At 72.4% G+C, this 24,479-nt stretch carries 21 protein-coding genes; 8 read left to right on the top strand and 13 right to left on the bottom strand.

What is annotated here, in order from left to right:
• Positions 1–8: 8 nt before the first annotated feature.
• The 3 genes from GGQ83_RS08870 to metF form a co-directional block, all read right to left on the bottom strand.
• A complete protein-coding gene (locus tag GGQ83_RS08870; RefSeq protein ID WP_184383409.1) occupies positions 9–896 on the bottom strand; it encodes an ABC transporter substrate-binding protein in 888 nt (295 codons plus the stop codon).
• A gap of 3 nt (positions 897–899) precedes the next feature.
• On the bottom strand, positions 900–1,847 hold the full coding sequence (locus GGQ83_RS08865) for a tripartite tricarboxylate transporter substrate binding protein (protein WP_184383408.1): 948 nt from the start codon (positions 1,845–1,847) through the stop codon (positions 900–902).
• 129 nt (positions 1,848–1,976) lie between these two features.
• Positions 1,977–2,921 carry a methylenetetrahydrofolate reductase [NAD(P)H] gene (gene metF, locus GGQ83_RS08860; protein ID WP_184383407.1) on the bottom strand — a complete coding sequence of 315 codons (945 nt, stop codon included), beginning with the start codon at positions 2,919–2,921 and terminating at the stop codon, positions 1,977–1,979.
• Positions 2,922–3,107: 186 nt separating this feature from the next.
• On the opposite strand from metF, the gene GGQ83_RS08855 reads away from it, so the two are divergent.
• From GGQ83_RS08855 to GGQ83_RS08830, 6 genes are all read left to right on the top strand, one after another.
• Entirely contained in the window at positions 3,108–3,881 is a 774-nt protein-coding gene (locus tag GGQ83_RS08855; RefSeq protein WP_184383406.1) for an MlaA family lipoprotein, read from the top strand.
• A gap of 5 nt (positions 3,882–3,886) precedes the next feature.
• Positions 3,887–4,498: an MlaC/ttg2D family ABC transporter substrate-binding protein gene (locus tag GGQ83_RS08850; protein ID WP_311727678.1), complete on the top strand. Its 612-nt coding sequence runs from the start codon at positions 3,887–3,889 to the stop codon at positions 4,496–4,498.
• Positions 4,499–4,532: 34 nt separating this feature from the next.
• Entirely contained in the window at positions 4,533–6,074 is a 1,542-nt protein-coding gene (locus tag GGQ83_RS08845) for a Na+/H+ antiporter (protein WP_184383405.1), read from the top strand.
• A 15-nt stretch (positions 6,075–6,089) separates the two neighbouring features.
• Positions 6,090–10,409 (top strand): DUF4011 domain-containing protein, encoded by a 4,320-nt coding sequence (locus GGQ83_RS08840; RefSeq protein WP_184383404.1) that lies wholly within the window; start codon positions 6,090–6,092, stop codon positions 10,407–10,409.
• Positions 10,406–10,810 carry a VOC family protein gene (locus GGQ83_RS08835; RefSeq protein ID WP_184383403.1) on the top strand — a complete coding sequence of 135 codons (405 nt, stop codon included), beginning with the start codon at positions 10,406–10,408 and terminating at the stop codon, positions 10,808–10,810. Before GGQ83_RS08840 ends, GGQ83_RS08835 begins: the two co-directional genes overlap by 4 nt.
• Before the next feature lie 217 nt (positions 10,811–11,027).
• Positions 11,028–11,228, top strand: a complete 201-nt coding sequence (locus GGQ83_RS08830) for a DUF4170 domain-containing protein (protein ID WP_184383402.1) — start codon at positions 11,028–11,030, stop codon at positions 11,226–11,228.
• Between the two features lie 57 nt (positions 11,229–11,285).
• On the opposite strand, the gene GGQ83_RS08825 is transcribed toward GGQ83_RS08830, so the two are convergent.
• Positions 11,286–12,068: an aldolase gene (locus tag GGQ83_RS08825; RefSeq protein WP_184383401.1), complete on the bottom strand. Its 783-nt coding sequence runs from the start codon at positions 12,066–12,068 to the stop codon at positions 11,286–11,288.
• A gap of 89 nt (positions 12,069–12,157) precedes the next feature.
• On the opposite strand from GGQ83_RS08825, the gene GGQ83_RS08820 reads away from it, so the two are divergent.
• Positions 12,158–13,399, top strand: coding sequence for a Zn-dependent hydrolase (locus GGQ83_RS08820; protein ID WP_184383400.1), 1,242 nt, complete (start codon positions 12,158–12,160; stop codon positions 13,397–13,399).
• A gap of 258 nt (positions 13,400–13,657) precedes the next feature.
• Here GGQ83_RS08820 and GGQ83_RS08815 read toward each other — a convergent pair whose 3' ends face one another.
• The 4 genes from GGQ83_RS08815 to GGQ83_RS08800 all read right to left on the bottom strand — a co-directional run bounded on the left by GGQ83_RS08815 (position 13,658) and on the right by GGQ83_RS08800 (position 18,417).
• Positions 13,658–15,031, bottom strand: coding sequence for a M23 family metallopeptidase (locus GGQ83_RS08815; RefSeq protein WP_184383399.1), 1,374 nt, complete (start codon positions 15,029–15,031; stop codon positions 13,658–13,660).
• Positions 15,032–15,177: 146 nt separating this feature from the next.
• Complete coding sequence (locus tag GGQ83_RS08810; protein WP_184383398.1) at positions 15,178–17,400, bottom strand: putative bifunctional diguanylate cyclase/phosphodiesterase; 2,223 nt, start codon at positions 17,398–17,400, stop codon at positions 15,178–15,180.
• Positions 17,401–17,455: 55 nt separating this feature from the next.
• Entirely contained in the window at positions 17,456–18,190 is a 735-nt protein-coding gene (locus GGQ83_RS08805; RefSeq protein ID WP_184383397.1) for a VIT1/CCC1 transporter family protein, read from the bottom strand.
• 35 nt (positions 18,191–18,225) lie between these two features.
• Positions 18,226–18,417: a DUF4169 family protein gene (locus tag GGQ83_RS08800; protein ID WP_184383396.1), complete on the bottom strand. Its 192-nt coding sequence runs from the start codon at positions 18,415–18,417 to the stop codon at positions 18,226–18,228.
• Positions 18,418–18,468: 51 nt separating this feature from the next.
• Between GGQ83_RS08800 and GGQ83_RS08795 the strand changes: the two genes are divergently transcribed.
• Positions 18,469–19,134, top strand: coding sequence for a dienelactone hydrolase family protein (locus tag GGQ83_RS08795; RefSeq protein ID WP_184383395.1), 666 nt, complete (start codon positions 18,469–18,471; stop codon positions 19,132–19,134).
• A gap of 20 nt (positions 19,135–19,154) precedes the next feature.
• On the opposite strand, the gene GGQ83_RS08790 is transcribed toward GGQ83_RS08795, so the two are convergent.
• From GGQ83_RS08790 to GGQ83_RS08770, 5 genes are all read right to left on the bottom strand, one after another.
• Positions 19,155–20,315: a M20 aminoacylase family protein gene (locus GGQ83_RS08790; protein ID WP_184383394.1), complete on the bottom strand. Its 1,161-nt coding sequence runs from the start codon at positions 20,313–20,315 to the stop codon at positions 19,155–19,157.
• Positions 20,312–20,602: a DUF2783 domain-containing protein gene (locus GGQ83_RS20305; RefSeq protein ID WP_184383393.1), complete on the bottom strand. Its 291-nt coding sequence runs from the start codon at positions 20,600–20,602 to the stop codon at positions 20,312–20,314. Before GGQ83_RS20305 ends, GGQ83_RS08790 begins: the two co-directional genes overlap by 4 nt.
• The gene (locus GGQ83_RS08780) at positions 20,599–22,122 is read right to left on the bottom strand and encodes an FAD-dependent oxidoreductase (protein WP_184383392.1); all 1,524 of its coding nucleotides are present in this window, start codon (positions 22,120–22,122) and stop codon (positions 20,599–20,601) included. The genes GGQ83_RS20305 and GGQ83_RS08780 overlap by 4 nt, the downstream gene beginning before the upstream one ends.
• A gap of 1 nt (position 22,123) precedes the next feature.
• A complete protein-coding gene (locus GGQ83_RS08775; RefSeq protein WP_242534910.1) occupies positions 22,124–23,248 on the bottom strand; it encodes an MBL fold metallo-hydrolase in 1,125 nt (374 codons plus the stop codon).
• 72 nt (positions 23,249–23,320) lie between these two features.
• Positions 23,321–24,463 (bottom strand): homogentisate 1,2-dioxygenase, encoded by a 1,143-nt coding sequence (locus GGQ83_RS08770; RefSeq protein ID WP_184383391.1) that lies wholly within the window; start codon positions 24,461–24,463, stop codon positions 23,321–23,323.
• Positions 24,464–24,479: the final 16 nt, after the last annotated feature.

The raw sequence follows: 24,479 nt of genomic DNA, 5'->3' as shown, positions 1-24,479 counted from the left end.
CCAGCCCTTCAATCAAAACGGCTGTCGATGCAGGCCGCATAGCCGGGGTGGTGGCTCATCGCCCCGGCGCCGATCATGGAGACGGCCAGCCGGTCCAGCGCCGCTTCCGGCAGGCGCGTCGTGCCCTCCCACAGGCCCAGCGATTTGTAGCGCCGCACGGCCGCCAGCAGGTGTGCGGGCTGCGTGTCCGCGAAGCGGGGCGCCAGCAGTTCGGCGATGGCCTCGGGCGTGCTGGCGGCGATCCATTCCAGCGCCTCGCCGAGTGCGGCCACCGCGCCACGGAAGGCCGCCTCCTTCTCGGCGATGCGCGGCGTGATGGCATAGAGCGCGCTATAGGCCGTGGGGCCGCGGCTCGCCGCCGCATACCACAGCGCGGCGCCCTGTTCTTCCAGCGCGGAGGCGAAGGGCTCGAACAGCAGCACCGTGTCCACCTCGCCGGCGAGCAGGGCCTTGGCGCCATCCCCCATGGGCATGAAGCGGATGCCCGGCATGGCGGCCGGGTCCACGCCCGCGTCGCGCAGATCCTGTTGCAGGCACCACCAGGGGGTGGGCACCTCGGAAGGGATGGCGACGCGCATCGAAGCCAGCTCCGCCATGGCGAAGCCGGGGCGCGCGCCCATGCCCATCAGCAGGAAGGGGTCGCGCATGATGGCCGCGCCGAAGCTGCGCAGCGGGCTCGCGTCGTTGCGGCTGCGCTCCAGCATGGGGCGCATGGGGCCGGACCAGGCCAGGTCCGCGCTGCCATCCAGCAGGCGCCCGGCCGCGGCGTCCGGCGTGCCGGCCGTCTCGATGCGGATGTCGGCGCCATGGGCGGCGAAGAGGCCACGGTCCAGCGCCACGTAGTAGGGGGTGTAGAAGACGGCCCGGAAGGGCTCCATCAGCAGAAGCTGCGCCATGGCTCAGGCCCTCCGCAGGATGGGAAGCCAGCGCGCGCCCTCTTCGCGGATGGTGCGGGCCAGGGCGGCGGCGTCGCCGTTCAACACCTCGATGCCGCGCTCGGTGAAGCGGGCGCGCACGGCCGGGTCGTCCAGCACCTTCTTCATGGCGGCGCCCAGCGTGGCCAGGATGGGCGCGGGGGTCGCGGCCGGCGCCAGCATCATCTGGAGCGAGGAGGTCTGGTAGCCCGAAACCCCCGCCTCCGCGATGGTCGGCAGGTCGGGCAGCATGGCGGAGCGCCGCGCGGTCGTGACCGCGATGCCCTTCACCCGCCCGTCGCGGATCATGGGCGCCAGCAGGGTCTGGCTGTCGATCATCATGTCCACGCGGCCGGCCAGGAAGTCGGTCACGGCGGCGGGCGTGCCGCGGTAGGAGACGAAGGTGAAGTTCACGCCCCCCATGTTCTTCAGCAACTCACCCGCCAGATGCGAAGCCGCGCCGATGCCGGTGGTGGAGAAGGTCGCATCCCCGCCGCGTGTCCGCAGCCAGGCCAGCAGTTCGGGCAGGGTGCTGGCCGGCACGCCCGGATGGACGCAGAGCACGAAGGGCTGTTCGGAAATCAGCGAGATCGGCGCGAAATCCGCGACATTGTCGAAGCCCGCATCGGGGAACAGCGCGGGGATGACGCTGTGCGCCGCCCCCGTCACCATGATGGTGTGCCCATCGGGCGTGGCGCGGGCCACCTGGCGCGCGCCGATGGTGGTGCCGGCGCCGCCCATGTTCTCGACCACGACGGTCTGGCCGAGTTCCTGGCCCAGCGGTTCCTGGATCAGCCGCGCGGTGACGTCGATCAGGCCCCCCGCATTGAAGGGCACGATGATGCGCACAGGGCGGTCCGGGTAGCGCGGCTGGGCGAGGGCGGCGGCGGGCAGCAGAAGCGGCGCGGCAAGGAGGGAACGGCGGGTGGCCATGGCATGTCTCCGGCGGATGTCGCGCGGAGGAGACCGCCTCCGCCCCGGCTTGTCAAAAGCGGGGCGGCGAAAAAATGGGCAAACATGCGGGATTCAACGGGTGAATCCGCATGTTTGCCCGGAAAATACTCAGGCGGCAGCGGTGACGCCGGCCGGGCGCGCGCCCAGGATATGCGCGATGGCATAGGTCAGGTCCGGGCGGTTCAGCGTGTAGAAGTGGAACTCGTCCACGCCATTGGCCTGCAGGATGCGGACCTGCTCGGCGGCCACGGTCGCGGCCACCATGCGGCGGGTGCTCTCATCCTCGTCCAGGCCCTCGAACAGCTTGCCCAGCCAATCCGGCACCGAGGCGCCGCACATGGCCGAGAACCGCTTCACGCTGGCGAAGTTGGTCACCGGCATGATGCCGGGGACGATCGGCACCGTGATCCCCGCCGCGTGGCAGCGATCGAGGAAGCGCAGGTAGATGTCGGTGTCGAAGAAATACTGCGTGATGGCGCGGTTGGCGCCCGCGTCGATCTTGCGCTTCAGGAAGTCGAGATCGGCGTCGGCGTTCAGCGCCGCCGGATGCGTCTCCGGATAGGCGCCCACGCTGATGTCGAAATCGCCGATTCGGCGCAGGCCGCGCACGAGGTCCTCGGCCTGGGCATAGCCTCCCGGGTGGGGTTCGTAGCGCGAGGCACCCGTCGGCGGGTCGCCGCGCAGGGCCACGATGTGACGCACGCCGGCCGCCAGGTATTCGCGGGCCACCTCGTTCACCTCGTCCTGGGTTGCGCCCACGCAGGTGAGGTGCGCGGCCGGCGTCAGCGAGGTTTCGCGGGCGAGGCGCGCCACCGTGTCATGGGTGCGGCTGCGGGTGGAGCCGCCCGCGCCATAGGTGACGGAGACGAAGCGCGGCCCCAGCGGCTCCAGCCGGCGGATGCAGGCCCAGAGGTCGGCCTCCAGCTTCTCGTTCTTCGGCGGGAAGAACTCGAAGGAGAGCTTCGGGGCCGGCATGGCGGCGGGGGCGGGCAGGGTGCCGACGCGCGGCCCGGTGAGCCAGCGTTCCAGCGTGTTCGGGGGCGCGGTGTCCATGCGGTCGGAATGGGGGCTTGTCGGAGTTTGCGCAAGGGGTTTGCCGAGGCCGCTGATACAATGTCGGGGCGCCCCACCTGCCCGCGATACTTGCCTTGGGGAGGGGTGTGTGTTTTCTTCAATCGTCAGCCGCGCCCCGGCCTGATGTCCCATGGGCCTTGCGCCCGGAAAGGTTTCCACCCGGCCATGCGCCTCTCCCGCCTCCTCGACCCCCGCCTTCTCGTCATGGCCGCCCTGGCAGTGGGCCTCAGCGCCTGCGCCACCCGCCCCCCGGCCAACGAGCCTGAGGCGGTGGCCGAGTTCCAGGCGGCCAATGACCCGCTCGAGCCGCTGAACCGGACCATGTACCAGGTGAATGAGGGCCTGGACACGCTGGTGCTGCGGCCCGCGGCCGAGATCTACCGCTTCTTCCTGCCCTACGAGGTGCGGCTCGGCGTTCGCAACGTGCTGACCAACCTGCGCGCGCCCACCGTCCTGGCCAATGACCTGCTGCAGGGCCAGACCCAGCGCGCGGGCCGCACCGCCTCGCGCTTCGTCATCAATTCCACGCTGGGCCTCGGCGGCATCATCGACGTGGCGGACCGTGGCTTCGGCATCCGCGGCCACAACGAGGATTTCGGCCAGACCCTGGCCGCCTGGGGCGTGCAGGGCGGCCCCTACCTCTTCGTCCCCGGCCTCGGCCCCAGCAACCCGCGCGACCTTTTCGGGTTTGGGGTGGATGCGGTGGCCAGCCCCTGGTTCTGGGTGGGGCAGGGCGCCGCCGTGGAGGCGCTGCGGTACTCGCGCACCGGCGCCACCATCGTGGACACGCGCGAAGGGGTGATCGATACCTTGGACGACATCAACCGCACCTCCCTCGACCCCTACACGACCATTCGCAGCGGCTATCGCCAGCGGCGTGAGGCCGAGATCCGCAACGAACTCGTGCCGGCCGGCCGCCGCACCGGGCTGACGCCGTGAGTGCCGTGACGCGCCGCCTGGCGCTCGGCCTGCTGGCGCTGCCGGCCCTGGCCCCGCTCACCTTCCCCGCCCAGGGCCAGACCATGGACCCCGGCCGCGCCGCGGGCTTCATCACCACCACCGGCGAGGAGCTGGTGGCCGTGCTGAACAGCGACGCCCCCGTGGAGCAGCGCCGCGAGCGCGTGGCCACCATCCTGCGCCGCGCGGTGGACATCGAGGGCACGGGCCGCTTCATCCTGGGCCGCTGGTGGCGCGTGGCGACGCCCGAGGAGCAGCGTGAATACCTGCGCCTCTTCGAGGAGACGCTGATCCGCAACCTGGCCTCCCGCTTTGGCGAGTTCCAGGGCGTGCGCTTCAACGTGGGCCGCAGCCAGACCCGCAGCGAGGAGGACGTGCTGGTCACGACCGTGGTCGAGCGCCCCAATGCCCCGGGCGTGACGCTGGACTGGCGCGTGGGCGAAGTGGGCGGGCAACCGCGCATCGTGGACCTGGTGGCCGAGGGTGCCTCCCTGCGCCTGACGCAGCGCAGCGAATACAGCGCGGTCATCACCCGCAGCGGCAACCGCGTCGCCGCCCTGCTGGACGCCATGCGCGGCCAGATCGAACGGATGGGCTGACCGCCCACCCGGCCGCGCCGCGCCCATGGAGGTCGTGCAGCTCGTCCTGGCCCTGATGGGGGCTTGCGTGCTGCTCGCCCTGCTGGCGCGGCGGCTGCAACTTCCCTACGCGGTGGTGCTGATCCTGGCCGGCATGGTGCTGGCCTTCATCCCCGGCGTGCCGGTCGTGACGCTGGACCCCGCCCTGGCGCTGGCCTTCTTCCTGCCGCCGCTGCTGCAAGGCAGCGCCTATCGCACCGACTGGAAGGCCTTCCGCCGCGACCTGCGGCCCATCCTGCTGCTGGCGGTGGGCGCGGTGATCTTCACGGCCTTCCTGATGGGCGCGCTGGCCCGGGTGCTGGTGCCCGAGATGCCCTGGGCGGCCGCCCTCGCCCTGGGGGCCATCCTGGCCCCGCCCGATGCCGTGGCCGCGGCCGCCGTGCTGCAACGCCTCAACCTGCCCCGCCGCCTCGTCACCCTGCTGGAGGGCGAGAGCCTGATGAACGACGCCACGGCGCTGGTGCTCTACCGCTTCGCCATCGCGGCCGCGGCGGTGGGCACCCTGGCGCCACACATGGCCGCGGCCAGCTTCCTGGCGGTGGCGGCGGGCGGCGTGGTGGTGGGTTGGCTGGTGGCTCGCGCCACGCTCTGGGCGCTGGCGCGGCTGAACGACACGCTGCTGGAGACGGCGCTGTCCTTCCTGGCCTGCTATGGTGCCTTCCTGGCGGCGGAGGCGCTCAGCGTCTCGGGCGTGCTGGCGGTGGTGACCACGGGCATCATGCTCTCCCGCGCGCAGTATCGGGTGCTGTCGGCGCGCACACGCATCGAGACGCGGGTGGTGTGGCAATTCGTCGAATTCGTCCTCACCTCGCTGGTGTTCATCCTGATCGGGCTGCAGTTGCGCGCCGTGCTGGAGGGGCTGGCCGGGCGCGGTGTGGGCGAGTTGGCCTGGCTTGCCTTCGCGGTCTCGGCCGGCCTCATCGCCTCGCGCTTCCTCTGGGTCTTCGTGGCGGGGGGCGCGCAGGCGCTGCTGGGCGACCGGATGCCCGTGGCACAACTCACCGTTCTGTCCTGGGCGGGGATGCGCGGCGTGGTGTCGCTGGCCGCCGCCATTGCCCTGCCGCTCGACTTTCCGGAGCGGGAGCTGATCGTCTTCCTCGCCTTCTGCGCCATCCTCGCCACGCTGGTGGTGCAGGGCACGACGCTGGGCTGGCTGATCCGCCGCCTGGGCCTGGTGCAGCCGCCGCACCGGGACGGCATCAACCTCCAGGAGGCCGCGCTGCGCCACCAGGCGGCCCGCGCCATGCTGGGCGCCATCGAGACGCGCGCCACGGACGTGCTCTATGGCCCCATGGCGCAGGACCTGCTGGCCGAGCACCGGGACCGCGCGGCCCATCTGGAGCGCGTCTCGCGCGGTGGCGGCGCCGCGTCGGCCGAGCGCGCGGCCCGCCGCGCGCTGCGCCTGGAGGGGCTGGAGGCGGCCCGCGCCGTGCTGCGCGAACACCATGCCCGCGGCGACGTGCCGGAGGACATCCTGACCAAGCTCGCCGAGGAGCTGGACTATGAGGAGAATCGGCTGCGGCGCGCCCTGGGCTGACCCTATATCGGCGGCATGACCCTTGCCGCCACGCTCCAGGATGCCCGCCGCGCCCTGCTCGACCTCTCCACCCGCAACCGCCTGCTGGCCTTGCCCGCCACATCCCGCGCGCGCGGGGTGCTGCGCATCGAGGGCGAGCGCGCCGCCTTCGTGGTGGAGCGGCTGGCCGCCGGCCGCGCCTTCGGCTTCGAGGCCACCGAGGCGAGCCAAGCCCGCGGCCGCCGCAAGTCGGAGGGCGTGCGCGCCGCCAGCGCCAGCGCGACCGAGGCCGAATGGCAGGCCGATGACCACCTGCGCGTGGCGGCCCCCCCGGAGGACCTGGCCCGCCGCCTGCGCGACATCCTGACCGATGCCCGCACCACGCGGGAGGAAAGCGGCGTGCCGAGCCTGTTCCTGGCGGTGGGCGGGCTGCATTGGCGCGACCCGGGCACGCCGGCCACGCCGCGCCTGGCCCCTTTGGCGCTGATTCCGGCCACGCTGGAGCGGGAAGGGGCCACCAGCCGCTTCCGCCTGCGCGCGAACCCGGAGGAGGTGGTGGAGAACCTCTCCCTGCGCGAGAAGCTCGCCGCCGAGTTCCAGATCACCCTGCCGGAATTTTCCGAATATGACCCGGAAGCCTGGGCCGCCGCCGTCGCCACCGCCGCCACCGGGCGCGAGGGCTGGTCGGTGGAGGCGGATGCCATGGCGCTTGGCCTCTTCGCCTTCACGAAGTTCCTGATGTGGCGGGACCTGGACCCGGAGATCCATCCCGGCCTGCTGACCCACCCGCTGATGCGCCGCCTGCTGGACCCCGTCCCGCCGCCGCCCGAGCCCGTGCCCTTCGCGGACGACGCGGATGTGGACGCGGAAATCCCCGTCGAGAAGCTGGACCATGTGCAGGAGATGGATGGCAGCCAGGCGCTGGCGGCCGAGGCGGTGCGGCGCGGCCATTCCCTGGTGGTCCAGGGCCCGCCCGGCACGGGCAAGAGCCAGACCATCGTGAACATCCTGGCCCAGGCGGTGCTGGACGGGCGCAGCGTGCTCTTCGTGGCGGAGAAGGCGGCGGCGCTGGAGGTGGTGAAGCGCCGCATGGACAGCATGGGGCTGGGTGCCGCGGTGCTGGAGCTGCACAGCGGCAAGCCCAGCAAGCGCGCCGTGCTGGACGAGTTGCGCGCGACCCTGGCCCTGCCCCCCGTGCCGCCCTGCGCGCGCGAGGAGGCGATCCAGCGCCTGGGCGAGCTGCGCGGAAGGCTGAACCGCCACGCGGCGTCCATGCGCGCCCCGGTGGGGCAGAGCGGGCTGACGGTTCAGGAGGTGATCGCGCGGCTGGCCGCCCTGCGCGCGCGCGGCGCCACCCCGCCTGGCTTCACGCTGGACGCCTCGGGCTGGCAGGCCGCGCGCATCACCGCCCTGCGCGGCGTGGTGGCGGAGCTGGCGGCACGGCTGTCCGGGGCCCGCAGCCCCTGGCGCGGGGTGCGGCCCGAATTCGACAGCCTGGCCGCCGAACGCCTGCTGGGTGACCTGCCGCGCCTGCTGCGCGCCTTCGCCGCCTGCCCGGGCGGCGTGGCCGAGGCGCGGGCGGCCGTGGAGGCCGAGGCGCTGCGTGCCCAGGCCCCCATGCCACTGGAGACACTCCCCGCCGCCCGCGCGCGTCTCGCGGACCTGCAATTGCTGGACGCGGCGGGGCGCGACCCGCGCTTCCTCTCGGGCGCGCTGGGGGCCACGGGGCTGGAGGCGGCGCGCGCCCTCCTGGCCCAGCCCGCGGGGCTGTTGGGCTTCCTGAACAGCGCACGGCGCGAGGCCAGGGCGCTTCTCGCCGCGGCCCTGCGCGACCCGGAAGATGGCGTCGCACTTGAGGCGCTGCTGGCCGCGCAGGCAGCGGCCCTGCGGCTGCGCCATGGCCCCGAATCCGCCGGCCTCGCCGCCGCCGCGCTGGCGCGCGAGATCGGGTGGGTGGAGGGCCACGCCCAGCGCCTGCGCCTGCCCGGCCCCACGCCGGCCCAGCGCGCGGCGCTGGAGGAATGGGAGGGGCTGCACGCCGCCACAGGCCTGGACGCGCCGCCCAGCTTCGCGGCCCTGGCCGAGACGCTCGCCCTCTGGGCCGCCGAGCCCGAGGGGCTGGCCGCCTGGCAGGGCTGGGCGCGGGCGGTGGCGGCGGCGCCGGAACTGGCGGCGCTGGCGGCCGCGCTGGAGGGCGGCTCCCTCGCCCCCGAGGCGGCGGGCGACGCCTTCGAATTCGCCCTGCTGGAATCCCTGCGCGGGGTGGCCTTGCGCCAGCACCCGGCGCTGGCCGGTTTCGACGGCGAGGGCGCGGATCGGCTGGTGGAAGGTTTCCGCCATGCCGACGCGGCGCGCGTGCGCCTGGCGCGCCACGAGGCCGCCTCCGTCCATGCCGCCCGCGTGGCCGAGCTGCGGCAGGGCGCGCACCCCGCCGCACTCGCCTTCCTGCGCGGCGAGTTCGAGCGCAAGCGCGGCCATGCGCCGGTGCGCGTGCTGCTGGCCCGCGCGGCACCGCTGATCCGCCAGGCCAAGCCCATTTTGATGATGAGCCCGCTCTCGGTCGCGCAATTCCTGGGCAACCCGCACCACGCGACGCTGCCGGGCTTCCCCGAATTCGACCTGCTGGTGATGGACGAGGCCAGCCAGATCGAGCCCGTGGACGCGCTGGGCGCCATCGCCCGCGCGCGCCAGGTGGTGGTGGTGGGCGATGACCGGCAGATGCCGCCCACCCGCTTCTTCCAGCGCATGACCGAGGACGACGCCGAGGCGCCGCTTGACGAGGACGCCGCGCTGGCGGCGCGCGATGTCGAGAGCATCCTGGGCCTCGCCAATGCCCGCGGCGTCCCGCGCATGATGCTGCGCTGGCACTACCGCAGCCGGCACGAGAGCCTGATCGCCACCTCCAACGCGGAGTTCTACGAGAACCGGCTGCTGGTGCTGCCCTCGCCGCGGCCGCGCAGCGCCGCACTTGGCCTGTCGCTGGTGCGGGTGGAGGGGCGCTTCGTGGCCAGCGGCAATGCCGCCGAGGCGGAGGCCGTGGCGCAAGCCGTGATGCGCCACGCGCGCGAGACGCCAGGCGACACGCTGGGCGTCGCCGCCTTCTCGGTCACCCAGCGCGACGCGATCATGGACGCGGTGGAGAAGCTGCGGCGCGAGAGCCCCGAGACCGAGGCCTTCTTCAACGCCCACCCCGACGAGCCCTTCTTCATCAAGAACCTGGAGAACGTGCAGGGCGATGAGCGCGACGCCATCCTGATCAGTGTCGGCTATGGCCGCGACGCCAATGGCAGGCTCGCCATGCGCTTCGGGCCTTTGTCCAATGACGGCGGCGAGCGGCGGCTGAACGTGCTCATCACGCGGGCCAAGAAGCGCTGCATCGTCTTCTCCGGCATCGGCGCGGAAGAGGTGGACACGGAGCGCGCCAAGGGCCGTGGCGTGGCCGCACTCAAGACCTTCCTGGGCTTCGCGGCCAATGGCGGGGTGCGCGAGGTGGTGTCGGGCGAGGCCTCGCCCATCGCGGCCCTTATCGGCCAGGTGATGGCGGAGGCCGGGCAGGAGGCGGTGCCGCGCGTGGGGCTGTCCGGCCTGTTCCTGGATGTGGCGGGGCGCGGGCCGGAGGGGTTCGAGCTGGGCGTGGAACTGGATGCCGCCGATTGGGCCGGGCTGCGCTGCGCGCGTGACCGTGATCGCGGCCGGCAGATGGCGCTGGGGATGATGGGCTGGCGGCTGGCGCGCGCGTGGTCGCTCGACTGGCTGAACCAGCCCGAGGCGGCGCGGGCGCGGATGCGCGCGGCGCTGGGGCTGGAGGCGCCGGCCGCGGCCGCCCCTGTCGCGCCCGTGGGGGCCGCCCCCGCGGACGTGGTCTTGGCCGAACCCTATCGCGAGGCGGTGCTGGAGCGCGCGCCCGCCAACCGCGCGGAACTGACCGACCTGGTGGTGGCCATCCTCCGGATCGAGGCGCCGCTGCACCGCGACGCGCTGCTGGAACGCGCCCGCCTGCTGCTGGGCGATGGCTTCGACGCGCGAGAGACGGCCGCCGCGCTGCGCGAGGCCGAATTGCTGCACGGCGCCCGCGAATCGGGCGGCTTCTACGTGCTGGAGGACACGCCGCCCGCCACCCCGCGCGACCGCCGCGCCGCCGGCGCCCATCTGCGCCGCGCGGCCATGATCCCGCCCGCCGAGATCGAGGCCGCTTCCCGCCTGCTGCTGGAACTGCAGCCCCGCGCGACCGAGGCGGAACTGGCCGCAGGCGTGGCGCGGATGCTGGGGCTGGAGGCGGCGGCCAGCACCGCCTTGCTCGCGCGCATCGCCCTGCTTTCCGCCTCGGGCAAGCTCGTGGCAGGATCGGGGGCATGACACGCCCCGATCTCGCCCAGCAGGTGACCTTCCTCTATGCCGAGGACACCGAAGCCTCCTGGCGCTTCTACGAAAAGACCCTGGAACTGCCCTTGGTGCAGGACCAGGGCACCTGCCGCATCTATGCCGCCGCCCCGGGCGATCGTGCCTTCCTGGGCGTGTGCCGCGCCCGCGCGCCCCGCGCCTCGGACAATCCGCGGGTGGTGGGGGGCGTGGTCTTCACCTTCGTGACCCCGGATGTGGAGGGTTGGCACGAATTCCTGAAGGCGCGCGGCGTCGCCTTGCCGCCCAAGCCGGAATATTCAGAGACCTATCGCGTCACGCATTTCTTCGTGACCGATCCGGCCGGCTACACCATCGAATTCCAGCGTTTCGAGCGCGAGGACTGGCCGGAGGTCTGAGGCTGTCTGGCGCCGTGATTCACGCCTTCGGGTTGCCCTCCGGCGATCACGGATGCTGGCGCCTGATCGGGTTCGGATGCGCCGACGCCGTGAACCGGCCGCTCAACCATCTCGAAAGCATGATCGGCGAAACTTGATCATGCGGTAGCGCCCGCGCGCGGTTTGCGGCACACCCATGCCGCACCGCAACATGACGGTGTTGAGGAAGAGGTAAAGCATGGCGGAACCGCAGATCTGGGTCGTGTGGGGCGGCGTCTTCACCGACATGACCTTCACCACGCTGGAAGCAGGCAAGGAGGAATTCTACGGCCCCTTCCATGACGAGGAATCGGCCATCCGCCGCTGGCGCGAGGGCATGGCCCGCTTCGTGGACATCGCGAGCCACCGGCTGTTCGTGCTCCGCGCGCGGCAGGGCTAATCCCCAGCCGAGCGGCTGATTCACGCCTTCGGTGATTCCCCCGAAGACGATCAGGCGCTAATCCGCGAAGTCCGGCTGTTCCTTCAGCAGGATGCGCTTGACGCTCTCCAGGTGCAGGCGGGCGCTTTCGCGGTCGCCCTCGCGCATCTGGGCATAGGTGGCCTGGGCCAGCTCGGGCGAGACGGGCTTCAGCGTGCGGCCGGTCGCCATGGCCAGGCGCTGCACCTCGGCCGCGCGTTCGAGGTAGTAGAGGTCGTCCCACGCCTCGGCGATGCTGGGGCCCACCACCATCACGCCGTGGTTCTTCATGAAGACGATGTCGGCGTCACCCAGCGACGCCGCGATGCGGTCGCCCTCGGCCTCGTCGAGCGCGAGGCCATTGTAGTCCTCGTCCACCAGGGTGCGGCCGTAGAATTTCAGCGCGGTCTGCCCGGCCCAGACCAGGGGTGGGCCTTCCAGCATGGAGAGTGCCGTGGCGTTGGGCATGTGGGTGTGGAAGGCGGCCTTGGCGCGCGGGTGCTTCATGTGCAGGCGGGCGTGGATGTAGAAGGCCGTCGCCTCCGGCACGCCCTGGCCCGCCACCACGCGGCCCTGGAAGTCGCAGATGACGAGGTTGGAGGCGGTGACCTCCGCAAACGCGTAGCCATACGGGTTCACCAGCATCAGGTCGTCGCGGCCGGGCACGACGAAGCTGAAGTGATTGCAGATGCCCTCGCTGAGACCCAGCTTCGCCGCCATCCGGAAGCAGGCGGCGAGATCAAGGCGCGCCTGGCGCACCTCCGGGCGGTCGAGGTCGCTGTTGCGGAGCAGGGCGGGGGCGGTGTTCAGCGCATGGGCCATGGGCGCAGCATGGCGCCTCGCGCCGCCCCTGCCAATCATCGCCCAACCCCTTATGTTGCCGCGCAGGAACAGCAAGGGGACCGCGGCCCATGACCACCAACCAGCGCATTGACGGCAAGCGGCTGTGGGACAGCCTGATGGCCATGGCCGAGATCGGCGCCACGCCCAAGGGCGGCGTGAAGCGCCTGACGCTGACCGAGGTGGACCGCCAGGGCCGCGCCCGCTTCACCGAATGGTGCGAGGCGCAGGGCCTCGCCGTCCGCGTGGACGCCATCGGCAACATGTTCGCCCGGCGCGAGGGGCGCGACCCGTCCCGCCCACCCGTGCTGCTGGGCAGCCACCTCGACAGCCAGCCCACGGGCGGCAAGTTCGACGGGGCGCTGGGCGTCATCGCCGGCCTGGAGGTGATCCGCACGCTGAACGACCTCGGCATCGAGACCGAGGCCCCCATCGAGCTGGTCAACTGGACCGATGAGGAAGGCAGCCGCTTCGGCCATTCGCTGATGGGCAGCGGCGTGTGGTCGGGCGTCTATGAGCTGGAGAAGGCCGAGGCCCTGCGCGACCTGGACGGCGTGACCGTGGGCGAGGCGCTGGACGCCATCGGCGCCCGTGGCCCGCACCCCGCCAGGCCCTTCCCCGCCGATGCCTATTTCGAGCTGCACATCGAGCAGGGCCCCATCCTGGAGGCCGAGGGGAAGATGATCGGCGTCGTCACCGGCGCCCAGGCCCAGGTGTGGTATGACGCCGTCATCACCGGCCAGGACAGCCATGCCGGCACCACGCCGCCCGCCAACCGGCGCGATGCGCTGGTGGCGGCCGCCCGCGTCATCACCCATGTGGACGCCACCATGCGCGCGCGCGGCGCCGATGGCCGCGGCACGGTGGGTCAGCTCACCGTGCTGCCGAACAGCCGCAACGTGGTGCCGGGCGAGGTGCGATTCTCGGTCGAGTTCCGCCACCCGCGCACGGAGGAGATGGAGGCCATCGCCGCCCGCTTTCCGGCCGAAGCCGCCGCGCTGGTCGCCGAAACCGGCTGTCGTCTCGAACTGAGCGAACTCTTCCGCATCCCGCACCAGCCCTTCGACCCGGACTGCGTGGCGCTGGTGCGCGAGGCCGCCCAACGCCTCGGCTACAGCGCACGCGACATGGTCTCGGGCGCGGGGCATGACGCCGTCTATGCCGCCCGACGCATCCCGGCCGCCATGATCTTCACCCCCTGCAAGGATGGCCTGAGCCACAACGAAGCGGAAAGCATCCTCCCCGAAGAGGCCGAAGCCGGCTGCCAGGTGCTGTTCGAGGCGGTGCTGGCCCGGGCCAACCGGCGGCCCTGAGGCCGCGATGGGGCAGGGGGTGCGTCCCGCGGAGGGCGCTGCCCTCCCCGAACCCCTCCCGCCGAGGGCCTTGGCCCTCGGAACCCGTGACTCAATGGGGATTCAGAGGGAGGGGCGTCGCAGGCGCGCCTGTCATCACGGGCGGGCCATGCCCCTCCCTCTGAATCCCCACCTGAATCTCAAGGGGTCAGGGGCCCATGGCCCCTGGCGGGGGTGGTCTGGCGGGGGCGGCAGCCCCTGCCAGGGCGCACCCTCGCCCTATTGCGGCGCCAGGGCCACTTCGGTCAGGCCGCGGGCCAGGCGGGCGCGCTGACGGTTCAGGTCGGTGCGGGCGGTCTGGTATTGCAGCAGGGCGCGACCGGCCAGGGCGGGCGGGGCGGGCAGGCGGCTGGTGGCGGGGTTCACCGCCTGGCCGTTCACGTGCAGTTCGTAGTGCAGATGGGGGCCGGTGGACATGCCGGTAGAGCCCACGCGGCCGATGGTCTGTCCCTGGCGGACGCGGGTGCCGGCCGCCATGCCCGGCGCGAAGCGCGAGAGGTGGGCGTAAAGGGTCATGGTGTTGCCCGCGTGGCGGACGCGGATGACGTTGCCATAGCCGCGCTCGCGCCGCACCGACAGCACCACGCCGTCGGACGCCGCGTAGATGGGCGTGCCGGTGGGGGCCGCGAAGTCCACGCCGCGGTGCATGCGGTTGTAGCCCAGGATGGGGTGCCGCCGCGGGCCGAAGCCCGAGGACATGCGCGCGCCGTTCAGCGGCGTGCGCAGGAAGCCGCCGGCGAGCGGCCGCCCGGCCGCGTCATACCAGCCCACCTCGCCATCCGGGCCTTCGTGGCGCCAGATTTCCTGGGTCTGGCCCGACAGGGTGAGGGCGGCGTAGAGCACGCGCCCATGGCGCAGCAGCGTGCCATCCTCGCTGCGCATGCGCTCGAAGGCCACGGCCACGCGGTCGCCCGCGCGCAGGTCGCGCTGGAAGTCCACCCGGTGCGAATAGGCGCGCACGATGGAATAGGCGAGGTTGGCCGGAAGGCCCGCATTCACCAGCGCCGGGAAGACGCCGCCCGTCACCACAGCCTCCACCTGGGCGAGGTGCGGGTGCTCGGGCAGGCGTGCCTCGTCGGCCTGCCAGCCTTCGCCTTGCCGTTCCACCGCAACCGTGTGGCCGGGTCCGGGGTTGATCTCCAGCGCCATGAGGCGCGTCTCGTCCTCGGCGTCGAAGCGCAGCAGCAATTCCTGTCCGGGGCGGAGGCGGTTGGCCGGGAAGAGAGGCAGCAGCTCGGCCAGTGCCGCATGGGCGTCGGCGCCCGGCACGCCGGCCTCGGTGAGCAGGCCGAGCAGCGTGTCGCCGGAAGCGACCGTCACGGTCTGCTCCGTGAAGGCGGGCTCGGGCTCCGGGTCCGGGGTGCCGGGGGGCGCATAGGGCACGGCCTCGACCAGCGCGGCTTCGGGCGCGTCGAGGGTGAGGGGGGCTTCGGCCCGCTCCTCGATGGCCGGTTCCTCCAGGAAGGCGGAGGGGGCCACCGGGGCGGGGGCCAGAGCCGCGTCGGGTAAGGCCGCGGCTTCCACGTTCACCTGCTCCGCTGTCGGCCATGCGAAATGCACGGCGGGCAGCAACAGGAGGGCGGGCAGCAGCAAGTGTGTCGCGCGGCGCAACTTCATCATGCGGTGTGTATTTTCCCCACGGCCTTCCGACGGGCCATGGGCCCCTTGCCTAACCATCACGGCCCGGCGCCGCAAGGCGAAATTGCAACCTATGTCATGGAACAACCAAGGATTTCCGGTTACATTCCGGCGCCCACGCGCGTCGTTTGCGCTGGGGCCGGCAGCAGCAGGGGCGGCGGCAGCGAAGCCAGGAAGGCCTCCACCGGCATCGGTCGCGCAATCAGCCAACCCTGGATGACATGGCAACCGGCCTCGTGCAGGGACGTGGCCTGGGCCTCGGTCTCCACCCCTTCTCCCACCACCTCGATTCCCATCCCGCGCGCCAGCGCCATGGTCGCGCGCAGCACGGCCATGGCCTTCGCGTCCTCGGGCAGTTGCGCGACGATGGAGCGGTCGAGCTTGAGGCGCTGCACCGGCAGCCGCACCACATGGGGCAGGCCCGAGTGTCCGCTGCCGAAATCATCGAGGGCGAGCGTCACTCCCACCTCGCGCAGGGCCGTCAGTGTCTGATGGACGGCGGGCAGGTCGCGCACCGCCAGGTCTTCGGGGATTTCGATCTCGAGCCGTCCCGGCGCCACCCTGGCGGCGTGCAGCGCGTCCCGGACTTCCTCCGCGAAGCGCTGGTCGTGCAGGGTGCTGACGGAGATGTTGATGGCGAGGCAGGGCGGCGGGCCGGGCCAGCCGGCCAGCAGCTGGACGGCACGGCGCAGCACCTGGCGGTCCAGCCGGCCCACCAGCCCCAGCTCGGCCGCCGCGGAGAGGATTTCGGCGGGCGCGACCCAGCGGCCCAGGCGCGGGCTGTTCCAGCGCAGCAACGCCTCCACCCCGGCGAGGCTGCCGTTCTCCAGGTTCCGCTGCGGCTGGAGGTGCAGTTCCAGCTCCTCCGCCTCCAGCGCGGCCGCCAGCGCCTCGCGCAGTCGCGCGCGCTGCTCGTCCCTTTCGCGCAGGGCGTGGGTGAAGAGGCTGACGGTGTCGCCGCCCATCTCCTTGGCCTCGATGACGGCGAGGCCCGCGGCGCGCAGCAGCGTGGCCGGGTCGCCGCCATGCTGGGGCGCCACCGCGAGGCCGATGGAGGCGGTGACCGGCACCTCCCTTCCCTCGGCCCGCAGCGGCGTGCGCAGCGCGGCTCGCACCCGCCCAGCGAGCGCCGGCGCCGCATGGGCCCCGGCCTCGAAGGCCAGCACCGCGAATTCGTCGCCGCGCGTCCGGCACACCAGGTCCGAGGGGCAGAGGGCGCCGCGCAGCCGGTGCGCCGCCTCGCGCAGCAGCGCATCGCCCACCGCATGGCCGTGGCGGTCATTGTGCTGGGCGAAGGCGTCGAGATCCACCAGCATCACCACCCCACCTTTCGGGTCCTCGGCCATGGCGGCGAGGGCGGCCTGGAAGGTCGCGCGGTTGGCGAGGCCCGTCAGCGGGTCATGTTCCGAAAGATGGGCAAGGCGCGCCTGGGCATGGCGCAGCGCGCCGAGGTCGAGCACGGAGAGCAGCCGCCCCTGTGGCGCCCCGCCGGGCGGGTCCCAGGGGACGACGCCCAGCAGCACCGGGCGTTCGGTGCCGTCAGGCAGGGGCAGCACGGTCTCGATGCCCTCGGTGGGGGTCGGCTGGGGCAGGGTGTCGCGGGGGAAGCGGGACGGCACCTCGCCCTGGAAGAGGCGACGCAGCCTGGCGTTGGCGAAGAGCGTGCGGCCGTGGGCGTCCAGCTTCCACAGCCCGACCGGGGCGTGTTCCAGCAGGGCGAGCAGCCGCGCCTCCGAACCGGCGAGGGATTGCTCGCGCTGCCGCGTCTCCGTGATCTCGGCCGAGAAGCACACGGTGCCCCCGCCGGGCAGGCGGAATTGCCGCCGCTCGAACCAGCGCCCCTGGGCGTCCTGCACGCACTGCGGCGTGCCGTCGGCGCGCAGATGGGCGTCGAGGCCGGCATTGACCATGGCCTCCCGCGCATGGGGCGGCAGGTGGCCATGGGCGGTCCTGAGGCGATCCTCCTCGCGTCCGGCGGCCTCCGCCGCGGTGAAGCTCGGGCCGCTGCCCGCCTGCCAGAGCGGCCGGCGGTCCGGCCGCATCACCAAGGCATGGCAGGGCATGACGCGCAGCACGGCCAGGGCGTCGCGCAGGGCGATCTCGCGCAGGGCGACCCAGGTGAGGAGGCTGCCCAGCAGCCCCGACGCCACCGCCCCCCGCCAGGGCCAGCCCATCAGCGCACCGAGCAGCAGCCCCGCCAGGAATCCCGCCGGCAGGAGAGGCGCCAGCCGGCCGCGCGGCGCGGGCCGCGCCGGGAGAGGGGCCGAAATGACATCAGGGAAAGGCCAGGGCAGCGTGACAGGGCGGCGGCGGCGAGGGCGCATGAGGGTCTCCACCCCTCATGATGGGCGGCCGAAGCTTAACGAAGCCTGACCACGCTCAGGCCAGCATGCTGGCCAGCAGCGCGGCGAGCGCGCCCGCGACACCCAGCGCCAGCGCGCGCGCCGCACCCCCCGCGCGCACCTGGCCCTTCGCCGCGGCCAGGCCCCAGCCCGCGCCCAGCATGACCACGGCACCCAGCGCCACGGGTCCCGGCCAGCCCAGTTCGGGTGCGAGCCAGAGCGGCAGCAGCGTCAGCAGCCCGCCGCCCACGAAGCCCAGCACCAGCAGCAGCGCCTCGCGCGCCGCATGGGCGGGCTGGGGCTCGATGAGGTCCAGTTCGAAGCGCATCATGAAGTCCACCCAGCGGCGGCGGTCGGCGGCGATGCCCTCCACCGCGCGGGCCAGGGTGTCGCCGCGCAGCCCGTAGCGGTGGAGGATGGCCGCCACTTCCCAGCGTTCGCGCTCTGGGTAGAGGTGGGTTTCCTCCTCCTCGCGGCGGCGTTCGGCGGCGTAGCGTTCGGCCGCGCCCAGCACCGCGAAATAGCGGCCGAGCCCGGCCAGGATGGCGCCGGCGGCGAGGGCCGCGAACCCGCCCGCCAGCGCCGCCGTGGCGGTGGTCCCGGCCGCCAGCAGCGCCACCACCAGCGCCACCGGCAGCAGCGGGCCCTGGGCCAGGCCCGCCAGCAGCGGCACCTGGGCGGCGCGCAGCAGGGCGTGCTGCTCGCCCTCGGGCGGGCCGGGCGGGGCGGGCGGCAATCCGTCGCGATACGGGTGGGGGGCGGGCTGGTCCATGGCGCGCAGCATAGCGAATTCGCGCCGATTGCGCGCTATGCGCCTGGCGGTTCATCCTCACGCCGCGCCTGGTCGAGCAGGGTGCGGCGGCGGGCTTCCTCCGCGGCATCGCGCGCCTTCTGCCCCTTGGTGCGGCCGAAGGCGACACGGTTGGCGGCGGCCTGGACCTCGGCCTCCGTCTTCGCCTTGGCGGCGCGCCACTTTCGCAGGTTCACGACCTCGGCCATGCTGCGAAGCTACAGGAAACGCCCGCGACCCGTCCAGGAAAGGCCCTGCCCATGAACATCGCGCTCACCGCCGCCGACGGCCACCGCCTCGCCGCCTACAAGGCCGGCCCCGAGGATGCGACCCGCGCTCTGGTCATCGTGCAGGAGATTTTCGGCGTGAACCGCCACATGCGCCGCGTGGCCGACAGCTTCGCGGCCGAGGGCTATGCGGTGGTGGTGCCCGCCCTGTTCGACCGCACCGAGCGCGGCGTGGAGCTGGGCTACACCGGCGACGACGTGACGCGCGGGCGTGCCCTGCGCGGCGAGATCAACGAGCACAAGACGCTGCTGGACATCCTGGCCGCGGCCGGCGCCCTGCCCGCCGGCGCCGCGCGCGGCATCGTGGGCTATTGCTGGGGCGGCACGGTCGCCTGGCATGGTGCCACGCGCAGCAGCGCCTTCCAGGCTTCGGTGGGCTGGTATGGCGGCGGCATCGCGGCCGCCAAGGACGAGGCCCCGCGCTGCCCGGTGCAGCTGCATTTCGGGGAGGTGGACGCCTCCATTCCGCTCACCGATGTCCATGCCATCGAGCAGGCGCGGCCGGAGGTGGAGGTCTTCATCTACAAGGGCGCCGGTCACGGCTTCGGCTGCGAGGAACGCGGCAGCTATGTGGAGGGCGATGCCGAGGTGGCGCAGCGCCGCACCCTGGAATTCTTCGCGCGGCATCTGGGGGGGTGAGGTCCCCCCCAGGGGAATGTTCAGAGACCTTTCAGCTTCCGCTCCACCACCGCGGCCAGCACGCCCGCGCCATAGGGGATGGCTTCGTCGTTGAAGTCGAAGCGGGGGTTGTGGACCTCCGCGCTGTCGCCATTGCCGCAGACGATATAGGCGCCGGGGCAGGCCTCCAGCATGTAGGCGAAATCCTCGCCGCCCATCACGGCGGGGAATTCGCGCTTCAGCCGGCCCTCGCCCACCAGTTCGGCGGCGGCGTCGCCCAGCGCCTCGGCCTCGGCCGCGTCGTTCACCAGCGGCGTGGTGATGACACGGAAATCCAGCACGGCCGAACCGCCCAGGCCCGCCGCCACGCCTTCGCCGATGGCGCGCATGCGGCTTTCCACCAGCGCCATGATCTCGTTGGAGAAGGCGCGGACGGTGCCGCCCAGGCGCACCTCGTTCGGGATCACGTTGTAGGCCTGGCCGGCGTCGAAGCGGGTGACGGAGAGGACGGCGCGCTCGGCCGCCGGCACGTTGCGCGCGACGACGGATTGCAGCGCCTGCACCACGGCCGCGCCCATCACCACGGGGTCGTGCGTGGTCTCGGGGCGCGCGCCATGGCCGCCCTTGCCGGTGATGACCATGTCGTAGAAGGCCACACCCGCCATCATCGGCCCCGCGCGCAGGCCGAATTCGCCGAGCGGCATGCCGGGCCTGTTGTGGATGCCGTAGACGGCATCGCAGGGGAAGCGGGTGAAGAGGCCGTCCTCCAGCATGGCCAGCGCGCCGCCGGCGCCCTCCTCGCCGGGCTGGAAGATCAGGTTCACGGTGCCGTTGAAGTTCTTCGTCGCGGCCAGGTATTTGGCGGCGGCCAGCAGCATGGTCGTGTGGCCGTCATGGCCGCAGGCATGCATGCGGCCCGGGATGGTGCTGGCGTGCGGGAAGTCATTGGCCTCGGTCATGGCCAGCGCGTCCATATCCGCGCGCAGGCCGACGGCGAGGCCGTTGCCGTTGCGGATCACGCCGACCACGCCGGTCTGGCCCACCCCCTCATGCACCTCGATGCCCCATTCGCGCAGCTTGGCGGCGACCAGGGCGGCGGTGCGGTGTTCCTCCAGCCCGAGTTCCGGGTGGGCGTGGATGTCGCGGCGGATGGCGGTGAACTCATCCTGCCAGGTGGCGATCTGTTCGACTGGGGTGCTCATGCCCCAGATTTGCGCCCCTGCGTGGCGAGCGCAACACCCCCGCCCGCCAGCGCGACACCCCCGCGCGCCAGCGCAACACCCCCGCGCGCCAGCGCGACACGTCCGCGCGCTAGCGCGACCGCCTCCCGCAGCACTTCCGCATCGCCGATGTGGTTGGCCAGGATCAGCACCAGCTTCGCGTCCAGCCGGCGCGAGGCGGCGTCGTCCAGCCCGCGATGCGCCTCCATCAACAGGGCGTAGAGCGCGTCGGGGTCGGCCACGCGCGGTTCGGTGCGCAGATGCGTCATCGGCCGAGCGCCCTGTCATGCGCGGCGAGGATGGGCGCGGCCACTGTCGCCGGCAGGCGGGCGGCGAGCACCTGGTCGGGCCGGAACAGCGCGGCCTCGCCGGGCGCCAGGCCCAGGCGCGCGGCGGCCAGGCCGGAATGGTCCAGCAGCGCGTCCGACCGCGGCGCATCGGCCAGCAGGATGGTCGTGATGCCGGGGAGGGCGGGCGGCACGGCGTCGCGCGCCACGAGCGTGAAGCGGCCATCGGTGCCGATATGGCGCAGCAGCCAGTCGGGGGTGTTGTCGCGCAGCACCGGCGCATCCGCCGCCACCTCCTGCCCGGACCAGGGGCGGGAGAGGCGGCCGGAATTCACGAAGGGACGGGCAAAGGCTTGGTCCTCGGCCAGTTCCAGCACGGCATCCCTGTAGGCCGCCGCGGCGGCGTTCTTGGGCGTGATGAAGTCGGTGGCGCGGGTGGAGTGGAGGATGTTCTCCTCCGCCGCCGGGATGCGCTCGGCGTCATAGCCATCGAGCAGCGCCTCGGGCGCCTCGCCCGCCAGCACGGCGGCCAGGCGCCAGCAGAGGTTGTCCGCATCCTGCACCCCGCCATTGCCGCCGCGCGCGCCGAAGGGCGAGACCTGGTGCGCCGCATCGCCCAGGAAGATCGTGCGGCCATGGCGGAAGCGTTCCAGGCGCCGGCAGCGGAAGGTGTAGATGCTGATCCAGGCGATCTCGAACGCCACCTCCGGCCCCAGCATGGCGGCGACGCGGGCGCGCACGCGTTCGGGGTCGCGCTCCGCCTCCGGGTCCGCGTCCCAGCCGAGCTGGAAATCGATCCGCCACACATCATCCGGCTGGCGGTGCAGCAGCACGGATTGCCCGGGGTGGAAGGGTGGGTCGAACCAGAACCAGCGTTCGGTGGGAAATTCCGCTTTCGTGGTGACGTCGGCGATGAGGAAGCGGTCGCGGAAGACCTGCCCCTCGAAGGGCAGGCCCAGCGCGCGGCGGATGAAGCTGCGGGCGCCGTCGCAGGCCAGCAGCCATCGGGCATGCAGCGTGTAGTTCCCTCCGGGGGTCTCGATGGCGAGGCGCGCACCGTCCGGGCGGTTCTCCACGGCCACCACCCGGTGGCGCCAGCGCAGATCAACAAGGCCCGTGGCAGCGCAGGCCTCCACCAACCATTGCTCCGCGTAATACTGCTGCAGGTTCACGAAGGCGGGGTATTCGTGACCCTGCTCAGGCAGCAGGTCGAAGCTGTAGGCCTCGCGGTCCTGGCGGAAGACGCGGCCGCGATTCCAGGTGATGCCCTTGTCCAGAAACCGCTGGCCGAGGCCGAGGCGGCCATAGATCTCCAGCGTGCGCTTGGCGAAGCAGATGGCGCGGCTGCCCTCGCTCACCTGGTCGTCCTCATCCAGCAGAACGACGCGCAGGCCGCGCCGGGCGAGGTCCAGCGCCGCCGTCAGCCCCACCAGGCCCCCGCCCGCCACCACCACCGGGGCGGTTTCACCGGGCGGGCCGGGGGGTGCTGCGGGGAAGCGCATGTCAGGGCGCGTCGGCCGGCTTGGGGGGCGCGTCCTGTTCGAGCGCCCGCCACATCTCGAGGTCGCGCTCGGCCGTCCAGATGCGCGGCTTCACGATGCCGTTCGCCTCGTCATAGGCGCGGGAGACGTTGAAGGGCATGCAGTGGTCGAAGATCACCCAATGGCCGTAGCGCGGGCGCATCCGGTCCATGGCGTCATCGTAGAACTGCTTGAGCGACCAGCCCTTCTCCACCGCGGCCAGGGCCATGGCGAAGAGCGTCTCCACATAGGTGGCCGTCTCGTGCAGGGCCTGCTCGCAATCGGCCCTCGTGGTCAGGGCGGGGCCGCGGCCGGGGACGAGCTTCTCGGGGCGCAGGCGGCGGAGGGCGGCGATGGTGGCCGACCAGTCGTTGAACCAGGCGTCGCCGCAATAGGGGGTCGCCCCGGACTCCACCGTGTCGCCGGCGAAGAGCACCTTCTCCTTCGGCAGCCAGACCACCGTGTCGCCGGAAGTGTGGCTGCGGCCGATCTGGATGATCTGCACCTCGCGCTTGGCCTGCCACAGCGACATGCGGGCGCGGAAGGTCTCGGTGGGCCAGGTGAGGCCCGGCACCTCCTCCCGCCCGCGGAAGAGGCGGGGGAAGCGGCCGATCTCGCTGTCCATGTCCTGCTGGCCGCGTTCCTTGATCAGGTCGCGCGTGGCATCGGAGGCGATGATCGCGGCCCCGTCATAGGCGGATGCGCCCAGCACGCGCACCGCATGGTAATGCGTGAGCACCACCTTCTGGACGGGCAGGGAGGTGACGCCCGCGATCCGCGACTGGACCTCGCGCGCCAGCAGAGGCGTGGCCTGGGCGTCCACCACCAGGACGCCCTTGTCGCCCACGACGACGCCGGAATTCGGGTCGCCCTCGGCGGTGTAGGCGTAGAGGCCCGAGCCCAGCTCGTCGAAGGAGATGCGCTTCTCGCCGAGATCCTGGCTGGAGGCGAAGCCCGCGGCCCGCGGGGCGGGCGAGGGCGCGGGGGCGGGGGCCGGCGGGGCGTCAGTGGATGTCACGGCCGCGGCCCCCATGGAGGCGGGCTGCGGCGCGGGCTTGGCGGGCACGATCCGGCTGTTGCGGGACCGGCTGCGTCGCTTCGTGGCCATGGGCTTTCCTCCAATTTACTGTGCGGCATCATAGCCCAGTCCCCATCGTTGGACAGCAACGGTCCCGGGCCCTCATCGGGGCTGGGGCTTCACGCCCCAGGAATAGGCATAATCCTCCCATTCCACCTGGCGCGCGGCCTCGCCCATGTCCAGTGCGTCGCGCGTGTCGAGCATCACGGCATATTCGTCGGTCGCGGGCTTCTTTGGCGTGAAGGCGTTGCCCAGCGCCTTGGGGTGGGGGCCATGGGTGAAGCCGCAGGGGTGCAGCGTCATCATGCCGGCATGGATGTTGTCGCGGCTGAAGAAGTCGCCCGCGTGGTAGAACAGCACCTCGTCGTAGTCGTCATTGTTGTGGAAGAAGGGGACCTTCAGCGCACCCGGGTCCGTCTCGAAGGGGCGGGGCGTGAAGGTGCAGACCACGAAGCGGTTGGCCACGAAGGTGGTCTGGGCGCTGGGCGGCAGGTGGTAGCGGTGGGACATCAGCGGTCGGATGTCCTCCACGTTGAGCTTCACGGGTGCCAGGTCCCCATGCCAGCCCACCGCGTCCAGCGGGTTGAACGGATAGGTGACGGTGGAGAGCGCGTCGCGCCGCTTAATGACCACGCGCGTCTCCCGCGCGCCCTGCTGCGCCCGGAAGGCGTCGTCTATCGCCGGCGTGGCCAGCACCGCCGGGTCGAACTGCGCGTGCTTGCCCAGGATGCCGCGGTCGGGCAGCTGGTAGGTGCTGCCGGTGGCCTCGATCAGCAGGGCGGCCACGGGCGCGTCGCACTCGATGCGCCACATGGTGCTGCGCGGCAGCAGGATGTAGTCGCCGGCGCGGAAGGGCATGTGGCCGTAGTCGCAGAACAGGCGGCCGGATCCGGTGTGGATGAACAGCAGCTCGTCGCCATCGGCGTTGCGCGCCAGGTGGTCCATGGCGGCCGGCGCCCGCCAGAAGCGCAGGCGGCAATGGGCGTTGTGCAGGATGTCGGCGGCGTCCCAGGGGCTGGGCTGCTCGGCGTTGATGCGTGCCAGGTCGAAGGCGCGGGGGCGCAGCGGGCCCTCCCAGCGCGTCCAGCCGGTGGGCGGGTTGGCGTGGTACATGTGGGTGGCGGGGCCGAAGAAACCTTCCTTGCCCATCTCACGCTCATAGGTGCCCTGGGGCAGGTCGGCATGGGCCTGGCGCGAGGACAGGCCCTCGCTGCGCGGGAAGGCGATGTATTGTTTGCTGGCCATGGACGCTTTTCCCTGC

This window comes from Roseococcus suduntuyensis, from assembly GCF_014196305.1.
Classification (GTDB): domain Bacteria; phylum Pseudomonadota; class Alphaproteobacteria; order Acetobacterales; family Acetobacteraceae; genus Roseococcus; species Roseococcus suduntuyensis.
This window is presented reverse-complemented; position numbering and strand designations above follow the sequence as displayed.

Excerpts from the sequence above, each read along its gene's own strand:
- GGQ83_RS08780 (WP_184383392.1), bottom strand. The coding sequence starts at position 22,122 with ATGCGCTTCCCCGCAGCACCCCCCGGCCCGCCCGGTGAAACCGCCCCG.
- GGQ83_RS08840 (WP_184383404.1), top strand. The coding sequence starts at position 6,090 with ATGACCCTTGCCGCCACGCTCCAGGATGCCCGCCGCGCCCTGCTCGAC.
- GGQ83_RS08775 (WP_242534910.1), bottom strand. The coding sequence starts at position 23,248 with ATGGCCACGAAGCGACGCAGCCGGTCCCGCAACAGCCGGATCGTGCCC.
- GGQ83_RS08855 (WP_184383406.1), top strand. The coding sequence starts at position 3,108 with ATGCGCCTCTCCCGCCTCCTCGACCCCCGCCTTCTCGTCATGGCCGCC.
- GGQ83_RS08795 (WP_184383395.1), top strand. The coding sequence starts at position 18,469 with ATGAACATCGCGCTCACCGCCGCCGACGGCCACCGCCTCGCCGCCTAC.
- GGQ83_RS20305 (WP_184383393.1), bottom strand. The coding sequence starts at position 20,602 with ATGACGCATCTGCGCACCGAACCGCGCGTGGCCGACCCCGACGCGCTC.
- GGQ83_RS08810 (WP_184383398.1), bottom strand. The coding sequence starts at position 17,400 with ATGCGCCCTCGCCGCCGCCGCCCTGTCACGCTGCCCTGGCCTTTCCCT.
- GGQ83_RS08790 (WP_184383394.1), bottom strand. The coding sequence starts at position 20,315 with ATGAGCACCCCAGTCGAACAGATCGCCACCTGGCAGGATGAGTTCACC.
- metF (WP_184383407.1), bottom strand. The coding sequence starts at position 2,921 with ATGGACACCGCGCCCCCGAACACGCTGGAACGCTGGCTCACCGGGCCG.
- GGQ83_RS08800 (WP_184383396.1), bottom strand. The coding sequence starts at position 18,417 with ATGGCCGAGGTCGTGAACCTGCGAAAGTGGCGCGCCGCCAAGGCGAAG.
- GGQ83_RS08805 (WP_184383397.1), bottom strand. The coding sequence starts at position 18,190 with ATGGACCAGCCCGCCCCCCACCCGTATCGCGACGGATTGCCGCCCGCC.
- GGQ83_RS08830 (WP_184383402.1), top strand. The coding sequence starts at position 11,028 with ATGGCGGAACCGCAGATCTGGGTCGTGTGGGGCGGCGTCTTCACCGAC.
- GGQ83_RS08865 (WP_184383408.1), bottom strand. The coding sequence starts at position 1,847 with ATGGCCACCCGCCGTTCCCTCCTTGCCGCGCCGCTTCTGCTGCCCGCC.
- GGQ83_RS08770 (WP_184383391.1), bottom strand. The coding sequence starts at position 24,463 with ATGGCCAGCAAACAATACATCGCCTTCCCGCGCAGCGAGGGCCTGTCC.
- GGQ83_RS08835 (WP_184383403.1), top strand. The coding sequence starts at position 10,406 with ATGACACGCCCCGATCTCGCCCAGCAGGTGACCTTCCTCTATGCCGAG.
- GGQ83_RS08820 (WP_184383400.1), top strand. The coding sequence starts at position 12,158 with ATGACCACCAACCAGCGCATTGACGGCAAGCGGCTGTGGGACAGCCTG.
- GGQ83_RS08870 (WP_184383409.1), bottom strand. The coding sequence starts at position 896 with ATGGCGCAGCTTCTGCTGATGGAGCCCTTCCGGGCCGTCTTCTACACC.
- GGQ83_RS08825 (WP_184383401.1), bottom strand. The coding sequence starts at position 12,068 with ATGGCCCATGCGCTGAACACCGCCCCCGCCCTGCTCCGCAACAGCGAC.